General features: G+C 69.3%; 9 protein-coding genes. 3 read left to right on the forward strand and 6 right to left on the reverse strand.

The features are described from left to right. A partial coding sequence (locus tag D7Y11_RS44640; RefSeq protein WP_233607512.1) for a rhomboid family intramembrane serine protease occupies window positions 1-266 on the reverse strand: 266 nt, incomplete at its 3' end. A 228-nt stretch (window positions 267-494) separates the two neighbouring features. Here D7Y11_RS44640 and D7Y11_RS37315 point away from each other — a divergent pair. Beyond that, on the forward strand, window positions 495-2,372 hold the full coding sequence (locus D7Y11_RS37315; protein WP_120580448.1) for an FHA domain-containing protein: 1,878 nt from the start codon (window positions 495-497) through the stop codon (window positions 2,370-2,372). 54 nt (window positions 2,373-2,426) lie between these two features. Next, window positions 2,427-3,020, forward strand: a complete 594-nt coding sequence (locus D7Y11_RS37320; protein WP_014398871.1) for a response regulator — start codon at window positions 2,427-2,429, stop codon at window positions 3,018-3,020. Here the strand turns inward: D7Y11_RS37320 and D7Y11_RS37325 are convergent. Genes D7Y11_RS37325 through D7Y11_RS37335 form a run of 3 tightly spaced genes read right to left on the reverse strand, consistent with a single transcriptional unit; the run spans window position 3,017 to window position 5,383 of the window. Continuing rightward, window positions 3,017-3,781, reverse strand: a complete 765-nt coding sequence (locus D7Y11_RS37325; RefSeq protein ID WP_120580449.1) for an enoyl-CoA hydratase/isomerase family protein — start codon at window positions 3,779-3,781, stop codon at window positions 3,017-3,019. The genes D7Y11_RS37320 and D7Y11_RS37325 overlap by 4 nt on opposite strands. Before the next feature lie 12 nt (window positions 3,782-3,793). Then, the gene (locus tag D7Y11_RS37330) at window positions 3,794-4,006 is read right to left on the reverse strand and encodes a biotin/lipoyl-binding carrier protein (protein ID WP_014398873.1); all 213 of its coding nucleotides are present in this window, start codon (window positions 4,004-4,006) and stop codon (window positions 3,794-3,796) included. A gap of 27 nt (window positions 4,007-4,033) precedes the next feature. Next, entirely contained in the window at window positions 4,034-5,383 is a 1,350-nt protein-coding gene (locus tag D7Y11_RS37335) for an acetyl/propionyl/methylcrotonyl-CoA carboxylase subunit alpha (RefSeq protein ID WP_120580450.1), read from the reverse strand. A 173-nt stretch (window positions 5,384-5,556) separates the two neighbouring features. Between D7Y11_RS37335 and D7Y11_RS37340 the strand changes: the two genes are divergently transcribed. Beyond that, on the forward strand, window positions 5,557-5,898 hold the full coding sequence (locus D7Y11_RS37340; protein ID WP_233597400.1) for a hypothetical protein: 342 nt from the start codon (window positions 5,557-5,559) through the stop codon (window positions 5,896-5,898). A gap of 19 nt (window positions 5,899-5,917) precedes the next feature. On the opposite strand, the gene ftsZ is transcribed toward D7Y11_RS37340, so the two are convergent. Both ftsZ and D7Y11_RS37350 read right to left on the reverse strand, forming a co-directional pair. Next, entirely contained in the window at window positions 5,918-7,150 is a 1,233-nt protein-coding gene (ftsZ, locus tag D7Y11_RS37345) for a cell division protein FtsZ (RefSeq protein WP_120580454.1), read from the reverse strand. A gap of 340 nt (window positions 7,151-7,490) precedes the next feature. Next, window positions 7,491-12,917, reverse strand: coding sequence for an Ig-like domain-containing protein (locus D7Y11_RS37350; RefSeq protein ID WP_255431183.1), 5,427 nt, complete (start codon window positions 12,915-12,917; stop codon window positions 7,491-7,493). Between the last annotated feature and the right edge of the window lie 50 nt (window positions 12,918-12,967).

Here is a 12,967-nt window from a genome sequence, read left to right on the forward strand (position 1 = left end):
CACCCGGACGCGCCCACGCTCACCGTCGGAGACCACCAGAGCGAGCCCGCCATCGTCGCCAGCCCGGACACGACGAGCAGCGCCACGTAGTCCCACCACCGGCACGAGCGCTCCACCGCCGTGCCCACCCCCGCGAACACCAGCAGGTTGAGGCCCAGGTGCAGGGCGTCCCGGTGCAGGAGGTTGGCCGTCAAAAGCCGCCAGCCCTGCCCCGCGTCCGTCACCAGGGGGCCGGACTTCGCCCCCCAGTGGATCAACGCATCCACTCCGGGTGGGCCTCCGGACGCCACCATGGTGTACAGAATGGCCTGCGCCGCGATCAGCGCTATCGTGAGCCCCGGTATCCTGCCCTCCCCACCCTTTCCGGCCAATCGACCGATGGACAACAGTGCCTCCCTGCCCTTGGGATGGGCGAAAAACCCTGTTGTTCTCGGGGGATACATGGCTTGTCTCGGCAAAGGGCATTCTGCTATAGCTGTACTCGGACCGGACCCGTGCTGAAGCTCATCATCGAAGACGACGAGGGGCGCAAGACCGTTGTTCCCTTCGTGCGCGACGAAATCACCATTGGACGTCAGGAGGGGAACACCATCCGCCTGACCGAGCGAAACGTGTCACGTCGACACGCCCGGCTCGTGCGCCTCAATGGCCACGTCGTGCTCGAAGACCTGGGGAGCTACAACGGCACCCGGATCAACGGAGAACGCGTCGCAGGCCAGCTCCCTCTCAAGGAGGGCGACCTCATCCAGATCGGCGACTACGATCTGGCCTTGCAGGTCGAGGGCGCGGCCAACGCTGCCGCCCCCACTGGCGCCATCACCGCCAAGGTGCCCGCCTCCCGCCGGCCAGAGCCGGAGCCCGAGGAGGAGGACGACGACGAGGTCGCCGGAGGACCCCGTCCCCGCGACACCATGGTGGATGGTGAGGACGAGGCGGAGGAGGACTCCGAGGACGAACACGAGCACACGCCCGTGTCCGCGGAGGCGCGCCGCAACGCCACGTCCATCATCCGCATGGACCAGATGGAGGCGGACCGGCCCCGGCGCGTGGAACGCGTGCCCGAGGACGAGCAGCCCCGGCTGGTGGTGCTCGCCCCCGCTGAGTTCAAGGGCCAGGAGTACGACTGCAACCGCACGGAGCTGCGGATCGGCCGCACGTCGGAGAACGACGTGGCCCTGGACCACCGCTCGCTGTCCCGCACGCACGCGAAGGTCGTGCGCGAGGAGACCGGCGAGTGGCGCGTCATCGACATGCAGTCGGCCAACGGGATGACGGTCAACGGCGAGAGCTACGCGCAGGCGACGCTCTCCCACGGTGACATCATCGAGATGGGCCACGTGAAGCTGCGCTTCGTGGGGCCCGGCTCGCTGGAAGACGACATCGCCGCGCAGGGCCGCTCCGGCTCCAAGAAGATGTGGGTCGCCGCGGTCATCGCGTTCCTGTCCATTGGCGCGGGCGCGGCGATCTTCGTGGTGAAGGGCCAGGACCTGCTGCCCAAGCCGCCGGACGACACGCCTCCCGTGGTCGTCGCGGATCCGCAGCCCATCCCGGAGCCGCCGCCGCAGGCGAAGCCCCCGGACACGAAGTCCCCGGAGACCGTGGCCGCGAACCCGCCCGCGACGCCTGAGAAGCCCCCGGAACCCCCGGCGGATCAGGCCTTCCTGGATGCGCTCCAGGGGGGCAAGTTGAACATCGCCGCCACCGCGCTCGACACGCTCCGCAAGAACAAGGCGCTCCCAGCACCGAAGCTGGAAGAGCTCCAGGCGCGGCTGGACCGGGAGAAGAAGTCGGAGAAGGACCTCGGCGCGACCCGCAAGGCCCTCCTCAAACCCAATGGGGCCGGTGTCGATGAGGCGACCAAGATCTTCGGCGCCATCCCCACGGACACGGTCTTCGCGAAGGAGCGCAAGGAGCTGAGCGACCAGTTGGACGCCGCGCAGGCTCAGGCCGCGCAGAACGCCCAGATTCCGGAGCCCCCTCCACAGGACGACCCGGACGCGACCGCCGCCGCGCCCAATAAGTCCAATGAGAAGCCCACGTCCGATTACATGAAGGACATGAAGGCGGCGGACGTGGCCAAGCGGATCGGCGATATCCAGAAGCAGATCCTCACCATGAAGGCCCAGGATCCGGACGGCGCCCAGGAAATCGCCAAGGACTGCGCGTTGCTCGCGCCCAAGGTTCCCGAGTGCCACCTCTTGCTTGGCATGACGTATGCCCAGCTCAAGAAGTTCAAGATGGCCGAGCAGCACTACGAGACGTTCCTGACGCTCACGCCAGAGGGCTATCCAAAGCGCGACCTGGTGATCCAGGCGTTGACCAAGATGACCGGAGCGCCGCCGACCCAGGCGCAAAAGTCCCCCGGCCCGTAGCCTGGCGAGTACCCCCCCGCAGCAATTCCCTCAACCCTGCAGCGAGGAGACGCTGTGCAGATTCGCATCCTGGTAGTTGATGACGAGCAGGACAACTGCGACTACCTCAAGCTCGTGCTGACCCGTGAAGGCTACGAGGTCGTCACCACCACGGACCCCACGCAGACGGTGGACATCCTCCGTGGCTCGGACTTCCACCTCGTCATCCTCGACATGATGATGCCGCAGATGTCCGGCACCGAAGTCCTGGAGCTGATCCGCAAGTACGACACGGACATCGCGGTCATCGTCGCCACGGCGTACCCCACCGTGGACACGGCCGTCGCGTCGCTCAAGGCGCAGGCGTCCGACTACGTGAAGAAGCCCATGGAGCCGGAGCAGTTCACGGCCGCCGTGCGCAACGCGTTGCAGAAGAAGGGCCTGTCCCAGGACCCGGAAGCAGACCTGCACCGCGCCATCGGCCGCACCATCCGCGACGCGCGCAAGACGCAAGAGCTCACGCTCAAGCAGCTGGCCCGCCGCACCGGCCTGTCCGTGTCCCTGCTGTCCCAGATTGAGCGCGCGGAGTCCTCCGCGTCCATCTCGTCGCTCTACAAGATCGCCTCCGCGCTGCAGCTGCGCATGGGCGAGCTGTTCGGCGATACCTAGCGACCGGTGAAACGGGGCGCGCGCTTCTCCAAGAAGGCCGCGCGCCCCTCCTTCGCGTCCTCGCTGCCAAACGCCTCGCCGCGCACCTGACGCAGGTGCGCGACGTCCTCCGGGGACAGCCCGGAGCGCGCCAGCAGCCCGAACGCCTCCTTCATCCCCGACACCGCCTTCGGCGCCCCCGCGGCCAGCGTCCCGCACAGCGCCAGGGCGCGCGCTTCCGCGTCCTCGGGGCACTCATCCAACAAGCCCCATGCGAGCGCCTCCGCCGCCGGCAGCCGGCGCGCGGTGAGGAACAGCTGCTTGGCGCGTGAAAGCCCCACCAGCCGCACCGCCCGCGCCAGCCCCTCCGGCGAGTACACGATGCCCAGCCGGGCCGGAGGCATGAGGAAGAACGCGTCGGAAGCGCCCACGCGGAAGTCGCAGGAGGCCGCCAGGTCGAAGCCCGCGCCCACCGCGCCGCCCTGCACCAGCGCCACCGACGGCGACGGGTGCCGCTCCAGCTTCAGCAGGCACGCCACCAGCGGGTCATCCGGCAGCCGCCCGTCCGCGCCCGGCGGCCCCAGGTGCGTCAAGTCGTAGCCCGCACAGAAGTGCCCGCCCTGGCCGCGCACCAGCAGCGCGCGCACGTGGGCGGCCGGCTCCAGCGCCGCGTCCATCCGGGCCAGCAACGCGTCATTCAGCGCGTTGCGCCGCGACGGGTTGGAGACGGTGAGCACCCGGACACCGCCCTCGCGATCCTCCACCTCCAGCGTGGGCTCCATCGAAGCCCGTGGCTACTCGAGCACCACGAGGACGTCACCCTCGTTGACCGCTTGCGCTTCCTTGCAGCGGATCTCCTTCACCGTGCCGCCCTCTTCGGCCTCCACGGGCATCTCCATCTTCATGGACTCGAGGATGACGAGCGTGGTGCCGGCATCCACCTTGTCGCCCACCTTCACTTCGATCTTCCACACCGTGCCCGTGATGTGCGCCGCAACGTCCGCCATGAACCGTCCCTCCTCGGGGGGGAATACTTAAGGCTTCGCGTGATGATCCAGGAAGTGCGTGTCCAGCTCACCGGCGCTGAAGGCAGGGTCCTTCAGGATGCGCAGGTGGAGCGGGATGTTCGTCTTGATGCCTTCGATGCGGAAGGACTCCAGGGCCTTCACCGCGCGGGCAATGGCCTCGTCGCGCGTGGCACCGGTGATGATGAGCTTGGCGATCATCGGGTCGTAGTTCGGCGTCACCACGTCCCCTTCCGCGTAGCCGGCGTCCAGGCGCACGCCCTCGCCCGTGGGCGGCTGGAACACCTTCAGCGGGCCAGGGGACGGGAAGTACTTCACCGGATCCTCCGCGTAGATGCGGAACTCCAGCGCCGCGCCTTTGCGCTTCACGTCCTCCTGCTTCACCGTCAGCTTCTCACCCGCGGCGATGCGCAGCTGCCAGCCGATGAGGTCCAGGCCGGTGGTCAGCTCCGTCACCGGGTGCTCCACCTGGAGCCGGGCGTTCATCTCGATGAAGTACACCTGCCCGTCGGAGTACAGGAACTCCACCGTGCCCGCGTTGGCGTAGCCGAACGCCTTCGCCGCCTTCACGGCCGCCGTGAAGAGCGTGTCCGCCAGGCCTGAGTTCCGTCCGTTGGCGAACAGCACCGACGGGGCCTCCTCCACCACCTTCTGGTGCCGGCGCTGGATGGAGCACTCGCGCTCCAGGCCGTGGATGAGGTGGCCGTGGGTGTCGCCCAGGATCTGGACCTCGATGTGGCGGGGCGCCGGGAAGTAGCGCTCCAGGTACACGCCCTCGCGGCCGAAGGCGGCCTTCGCGCGGTCCGTGCACTGGCGGTAGACCTTCTCCAGCTCCGCGGGGTTGTTCGCCGCCGCCATGCCGATGCCGCCACCGCCGCTGGCGGCCTTGCACAGCACCGGGTAGCCAATGCGCTCCGCGGCCTCCAGGGCGCTCTGCACGTCCGGCAGCACGCCGTCGCTGCCCGGCACCACCGGCACGCCCGCGGCGGACACCAGCTTACGCGCCTGGCTCTTGTCCTTCATCCGCGCCATGGCCTCCGGCGGGGGGCCCACGAAGGTCAGCCCCGCGTCCGCGCACGCCTGGGCGAAGTCGCCGTTCTCCGACAGGAAGCCGTAGCCCGGGTGCACCGCCTGGGCACCCGTCTTCTTCGCGGCCTCCAGGATGGCGGGGATGCTCAGGTAGCTGTCCTTCGCGGGCGCGGGGCCGATGCGCACGGCCTCGTCCGCCTCCTTCACGAAGGGCAGGTTCACGTCCGCGTCCGAGTGCACCGCCACCGTCTTCACGCCCATGCCCCGGGCCACCGCCCCGATGCGACGCGCGATTTCACCCCGGTTGGCGATGAGCAGCTTCTGGAACATGGCAGGCACCCTGGCGTTGCGAAGGGCGGCCAAACTAACCCCCACCCCCTTGACTGACAAGCGTCCGGGCAGTCGCGCAACAGGTCCGTACAGTCCCGTAAATTTGCGGGCTTGCGAGCCCCTGGCGTACCTTGCCCGACGTGAATCCTCCCTCAACAGGAATGCACAGCGTCGTGGACCTGCATGGTGCCCGCCGCGCCCGCCGTCTGGACTTGTACCGGAACCGGCTCAACCAGCGGCAGCAGGACACCCGCTCCAATCTGGTGACGCTCTACGAGGGCGGCACCCTCTTCACGCCCGACGGCACGCAGCAGGGCCGCTCCCTGCTCAAGGCCCTGCAGCTGCTGCAGCGCGCCGGCACCCGCCTGGAGGAGCTCTCCGGCGATGGCCTGCTGCCCGCCCCCAGCGCGTCGGAGCGCATCGACGCGCTCTACGACGAGGTGGACGGACTGTTCACCAAATGCGACCGCCTCACCGGCAGGGGCACGGCGAGCGTCGCCCGCCTCCCCCGCTAGCGTCCCCGCCGCTGCCTGACTACGGCAGCTCCGTCTGGCCCTGGCGGCGCAGGAACGTGGGGATGTCGAACTGATCCTCGTCCAGGGGCAGCGCCGCGTCCTTCACCACGGCCGTGCGCGCGCTCTGCATGGACGACTTGGGCGTCTCCACGGTGGACATGGTCGGACGCGGATTGCCCTTCGCGGGCACCAGGCTGGCCACCTCCTCACGCGAGGAGGACAGCACGGACGGCTGCGTGGAGGGACGGCCCACCAGCGGCACCTGCACCACCTGCGCCATGGGGCGCGCCTTCGCGTCCCGGTGCACGAAGCCCGTGGCGATGATGGTGATCTTCACCTCGTCCTGGATCTGCTCGTCGATGAGCGACCCGAAGATGATCTCCGCCTCGCCGTCCGCCGCGTCGTGCACCAGCGTCAGCGCCTCGTTGACCTCCTGCAGGGTCATGTCGCGGCCGCCGGTGATGTTGATGAGCAGGCCCGTGGCGCCGTCGATGGAGACGTCCTCCAGCAGCGGGCTGGAGATGGCCTGCTGCATGGCGGTGACGGCGCGGCGGTCGCCACAGGCGTTGCCCGTGCCCATGAGCGCCAGGCCCTTGTCGCTCATGATGGTCTTCACGTCCGCGAAGTCCACGTTGATGTAGCCGTGGTACTGGATGAGGTCGCTGATGCCCTGCACGGCGTTGAGCAGGACCTCGTCGGCGCGCTTGAAGGTCTCCAGCAGCGGCATGGGCTCGTTGGAGAGCGACAGCAGGCGCTGGTTGGGGATGGTGATGAGCGTGTCCACCGCGGCCTTGAGCTCCACGATGCCCTGCTCGGCCTGCTTGCGGCGCTTGTTGCCTTCGAAGAGGAAGGGCTTGGTGACGACGCCCACCGTGAGGCAGCCCAGGCTCTTGGCGATGTCCGCGATGATGGGCGCGGCGCCCGTGCCGGTGCCACCGCCCATGCCCGCGGTGACGAAGACCATGTCGGCGCCTTCCAGCACCGCGGCGATCTGATCGCGCGACTCCAGGGCGGCCTCGCGGCCCATCTCCGGGTTGGCGCCGGCGCCCAGGCCCTTGGTGAGCGCCTGGCCCAGCTGCAGCCGGGTGGGCGCCTTGCTCGCGGCGAGCGCCTGGACATCGGTGTTGGCGGCGATGAAGTCCACGCGGTCCAACTTCGACAGAATCATCGTGTTGACCGCGTTGCAGCCCGCCCCGCCCGCGCCCACGACACGAATCTTCGCGGCCTGCTTGTTCTGCTCGAACTGGTCCATGTCGTCCTCGTGGCGGAAGCACCGCGGCGCCGTCCGCGGAAACACCCACCCTCGACAATCATCAGGAAGTCGGGCGCTTTGGCAAGTATTCCGCTACCAGCCTGTAGCGCCCTGCTGCGCGACCGAGTCCTGACGCCCACTTACGCGAATGGCATCAGCGGCCATGCGGACATCGCGCGGATGTAAACACCCTCTTGACTCGCGTCCGCTGACTCGCCGTGACCAGTTGTGCGCGCCTTCCGCGCGCGCGTGACGTGACAGGACGGGGCGCGGATGACGAAAAGGCCCGGCTCCCTCGGGGGGAACCGGGCCTTCCGTGTTTCATTCCGTGTCGCGGGTGCTACGGGGCGGGCTTCTCCACTTCCACCTTGCCCATCCGCGTGATGTTGAACTCCACGCGGCGGTTGTTCTCACGGCCCGCGGCCGTCTTGTTGGTGTCCACGGGCTTCGTTTCGCCGAAGCCCTCGGACTCCAGGCGCTCGCCCGCGATGCCCTCGTTCATGAGGAACGTCTTCACGCTGGCGGCGCGGCGCTTGGACAGGTCCAGGTTGGCGGCGTCGTTGCCCTGACTGTCGGTGTGGCCCTCGACGCGCAGCAGCTCCACCTGCGGGTTGGCGCGCAGCACGGCGGCCACCTGCTTCAGGATGGGGAACGAGCGCGGCAGGATGACGTCCTTGTTCGTGGCGAAGTAGACCTTCTCCAGGATGAGGATGCGCTCGCCCTCGACGAGCACCTTGACCTTGCCCTTGTCCGGGCAGCCGTCCTCGTCATCCACGCCGTTGATGGTCTCCGGCTCGTTGGGGCACTTGTCCGCGACGTCGGGGATGCCGTCCTTGTCGTTGTCCGGATCCGGGCAGCCGTCCTCGTCCTGGAAGCCATCCTTGTCCTCGGGCGCGTTGGGGCACTTGTCGTCCGGGTCCATGATGCCGTCGCCGTCGGAGTCCACCGGCGCGGGCGGAGGCGGCACGGGCTTCGTGTCCGGGCAGCCGTCCTCGTCCTCGAAGCCGTTCACCGTCTCCGGCTCGTTGGGGCACTGGTCGGCCGTGTCCAGGATGCCGTCGCCGTCGTTGTCCGGGTCCGCGCAGCCGTCCTGGTCCTGGAAGCCGTCGAAGTCCTCGGGGCCTTCCGGGCACACCGGCCGGGGCTCCGCGGCGCGCTCCGGGGCGCTGTAGGCCACGGACGCGAGCACGCGGAAGGTCGGCGTGCCGTAGCCGTGCGTGAGGCCCGGGCCCGCGCCCACCTGCGCGGACAGGCCGGTGGGCGCGCGGTACTTCAGGGCCGCGAGCAGCTCCAGGGGACGCTCCTCCTCGTTCTGCTGCTTGAAGCCCATCGCGCCCACCAGCGACGCCTGGGCGGCCAGCGGCAGGTCACCCAGCGGAACCTCCGCGCCCACCCCGTACGCCAGCGCGCTGCCGACGTTCAGGTTGCGCAGCTGCTCCGACTTGCGGAGGTCCACGCCCACGTTGGCGAGGATGCGGAAGCGCTTGCCGTACTCCGCCACCACGCGCGGGTTGACGGACACGCCGGACCCGCCGAGGAAGTCCGACGCCCCCCCCGTGGGCAGCGAGATGGGCAGCACCACGGACACGCCGTAGTCGTCACCGTCCAGCAGCCGCGCCTTCGGGATGAGGCGCAGGTCGCCGATGCCGCCTCCGCCCACCCCGTTGGCGAAGGAGGAATCCACGGCCGGCGAGTTCTCCGAGCCCTGGATGGTGATGGGCAGCACGACGCCGATTTCGAACCGGTCGAAGAGGCCGATGGCGCCCATCAGGTCGAAGCCCACCTGGCTCTTCACCAGGGAGGTGACGTACGTGTCCGAGCGGGGGTCGAAGAAGTTGAGCGGCTTGTCGGCGTAGTTGACCGACAGCCCCACGTTCCACCCCAGGTGCCGCTGCACCTTCGCGCCGTGCACCGCGAGCACGTCCGCGATGCCCGGGCCCGGCTTGTACTGCTGCACGTCGATGGCCTGCGACACGGCGGTGGCCTGCGCGTGGGCGGAAGTGCCCGCGAACAAAGCCATGACGAACACCGCCAGCGCCCCACCCGCGCGCGCCAGGAAGTCCCCGGCGCGGCGGAAGCGGCGGCCCACCAGGGGCAGCGCCAGCAGCATCAGCGCGAAGGGCGCCAGCGAACCGGTGCCGCCCGTGTCGCAGCCGTGGCCCACCACCAGGAAGTCATCGTTGGCGTCGAGCGGATCAGAGCCGCCGTTCACTTCCGTGCCGTCGTCGATGCCGCCCTGGTCGGTGTCCTTCATGTTCGGATCCGTCTCCGTGGCGTCACGGCGACCGTCCTGGTTGCGGTCCTCCTCGCCGTCCTTCAGGCCGTCGCCGTCCGTGTCCGGGTTCTTCGGGTCCGTCTTCGTCGACGGATCCGCGTCCGGCTTGAAGTTCGGGGACGACGTGTCGGTGCCCGGCGGAGCGGTCTCCAGCGTGACGCCCATCTCCGTGCCGTCGTTGAGGCCGTCGTTGTCGCTGTCCGGATCGAGCGCGTCGATGAGGCCGTCACCGTCCGTGTCGGTAATCCCGTCGATGCCGTCCGGCACGCCGTCGTCGTCGGAGTCGGCGTCGAACGGATCCATCCCGAGCTCCAGCTCCGTGGCGTTGTCGACGCCGTCGCCATCCGCGTCCTGGTCGTCCGCCGGGTTGAGCGGGTCGGACTCCTGCACGTCCACACGGCCGTTGTGGTTGCGGTCCTCGACGCCGTCGAGCACGCCGCCCTTGTCGGTGTCGGGGTCGAGCGGGTTGGTCTTGGTGTCGGGGTCCTGATCCGCGACGAACTTCGTCGGGTCGGTGTCCGCGCCCTGGGGCTGGGTGAGGCCCAGTTCCAGACCGTCCGTCAGGCCGTCGCCATCCGTGTCGCTCTTGTTCGGATCCGTCTCGGTCGGGTCCACCTTGCCGTCGTGGTTGGCGTCCTCGTTGCCGTCGGTGAGGCCGTCGTCATCCGAGTCGTCGTCCAGGGGGTTGGTCTTCGTCGACGGGTCCTTGTCCGCCACGAACTTGGACGGGTCGGTGTCGTCGCCCTGGGGCTCGGTCAGGCCCAGCTCCACGCCGTCGGTCAGGCCGTCGCCGTCGGTGTCCGGGTTGTTCGGGTCGGTCTCGTCGGCGTCGACGATGCCGTCGTGGTCCTTGTCCTCGTTACCGTCGAGGATGCCGTCGTCATCCGAGTCGCTGTCGAGCGGATCCGTTCCGCCCACCTTGACCTCGATGCCGTCGGGGATGCCGTCGCCGTCGGTGTCCGGGTTGTTCGGGTCGGTGCCCACGAGGATCTCCTCGGCGTCCGTCAGGCCGTCGTTGTCCGAGTCCACCGTGCCCGCCGTGTTGACGGTGAAGGTGGTGGTCGCGGTGGTGCTGTTCGTGCCCGCGCCGTTCGTGGACACCGCCGTGACGGTGTACGTGCCGTCCGCCAGCGGGCCGGGCAGCGCCTGGCTCCAGTTGCCGGAGGCGTTCACGGAGATGGGGCCGTAGTTGGTGCCATTGAACGTCACCGTCACGGACGTGGCGTTCGCGGACGTGCCCGTGACCGTCACGTTGGGGTTGGTGACGGTGGAGCCGTTGACCGGCGAGGTGATGGCCACCGTCGGGGCGGCCGTGTTCACCGTGAAGGTGGAGGTCGCGGTCGTGCTGGTGTTGCCAGCCGCGTCCACCGCCACCGCCGTCACCGTGTAGGTGCCATTGGCCAACGGGCCGGGCAGCGCCTGGCTCCAGTTCCCGGAAGCATCCACTGCGATGGGGCCGTAGTCCGTGCCCTGGAACGTCACGGTCACGCTCGTCGCGCCGCCCGTGGTCGTACCGGTGACCGTCACGTTGGCGCCCACCGTGGAGCCGTTGGCCGGCGTGGTGATGGCCACCGTCGGCGCGGTCTGGTCCACCGTGAAGGTGACGGAGTCGGGCGCGCTCTCGTTGCCGGCCGCGTCCGTGGCCACCGCGGTCACGGTGTACGTGCCGTCCGCCAGCGGGCCGGGCAGCGCGTAGCTCCAGTTACCGGAAGCGTCGACCGCGATGGGGCCGTAGTCCGTGCCCTCGAAGGTGAGCGTCACGGAGGTGGCGCCCACGGAGGTACCCGTGACGGTCACCGTGCTGGAGGCCACCGTCGTGCCGTCCACCGGCGCGGTGATTTCGACTTCCGGATCCGTCAGGTCCACCGTGAAGGTGGAGCTGTCCGGCGTGCTGGTGTTGCCCGCCGCGTCCGTGGACGTGGCGGTCACGGTGATGGGGCCTTCCGGCAGGGTCACCGGCAGCGGGTAGCTCCAGTTGCCCGAGCCATCCACGGGGATGGGGCCGTAGTCCGTGCCGTTGTAGGTCAGCGTCACGGACGTCGCGCCCGTGGACGTGCCCGTCACCGTCACGTTGGGGGTGTTGACCGTCGAGCCGTCCACCGGGGTGCTGATGGCGACGGTCGGCGGGGTCAGGTCCACCGTGAAGGTGGAGGTCGCGGTCGCGCTGTTGGTGCCCGCGCCGTTCGTGGACACCGCGGTCACGGTGTACGAGCCCTCGGCCAAGGGGCCGGGCAGCGCGTAGGACCAGTTGCCGGAGGCGTCCACCGTGACGGGGCCGTAGCTGGCGCCTTCGAAGGTGAGCGTCACGGAGGTCGCGTTGGTCGTCGTACCGGTGACCGTCACCGTGGCGGTGTTCACCGAGGTGCCGTTGCCCGGCGTGCTGATGGCGACCGTGGGGACGGTCAGGTCCACCGTGAAGGTGGAGGTCGCGGTCGTGCTGGTGTTACCCGCCGCATCCGTGGACACCGCGGTCACGGTGTTCGGGCCTTCCGGCAGGGTCACGGGCAGCGCGTAGGACCAGTTGCCGGACGCATCCACGGGGATGGGGCCGTAGTTGGTGCCACCGTAGGTCAGCGTCACGGAGGTCGCGCCCGTGGACGTACCGGTCACCGTCACCGTGTTGGTGCCGATGATGGCGCCGTCGGCCGGCGAGCTGATGGCCACCGTCGGCGCGGTCAGGTCCACCGTGAAGGTGGAGCTGTCCGGCGTGCTGGTGTTGCCCGCCGCGTCCGTGGCCGTCGCGGTCACGGTGTACGTGTCCTCGGCGAGGGGGCCGGGCAGCGCGAAGCTCCAGTTGCCGGAGGCGTCCACGCTGATGGGGCCGTAGCTGGCACCGTCGAAGGTGAGCGTCACGAACGCCGCGTCCGTGGACGTGCCCGTCACCGTCACGTTGGGGGTGTTGAGGACGGCGCCATCGAGCGGCGTGCTGATGGCCACCACCGGAGGCGTCTGGTCCACCGTGAAGGTGGTGGTCGCCGTCGAGCTGTTCGTGCCCTGGGCGTTCGTGGACACGGCAGTCACGGTGTACGTGCCGTCCGCCAGCGGGCCGGGCAGCGCCTGGCTCCAGTTACCGCCGGTCACCGTGATGGGACCGTAGTTCGTGCCCTGGAAGGTGACCGTCACCGTGGTCGCGTTCGCGGCCGTACCGGTCACCGTCACGTTGGGGTTCGTCACTGTGGAGCCGTTGGCCGGCGCGGTGATGGCCACCGTCGGCGCCGCAACCGATACCGTGAAGGTGGAGGAGGCCTGGGTGCTGTTGGTCGTGCCGTTCGTGGAGACCGCGGTCACGGTGTACGTACCGTTGGCCAGCGGGCCCGGCACCGTGTACGTCCAGTTGCCGCCCGTCACCGTGACGGGGCCATAGCTCTGCCCACCCAGCGTGAACGTGACGGACGTCGCGTTCGCCGCCGTGCCAGACACCACCACGTTGGTGGGGTTCGTCACCGTCGAGCCGTTGGCCGGCGCGGTGATGGCCACCGTCGGACCGGCCACCGTGAAGGTGCTGGTCGCGGCCGTGCTGTTCGTGGTGCCGTTGGTGGACA

It is taken from the genome of Corallococcus sp. AB018, from assembly GCF_003986945.1.
Classification (GTDB): Bacteria; Myxococcota; Myxococcia; order Myxococcales; family Myxococcaceae; genus Corallococcus; species Corallococcus exiguus.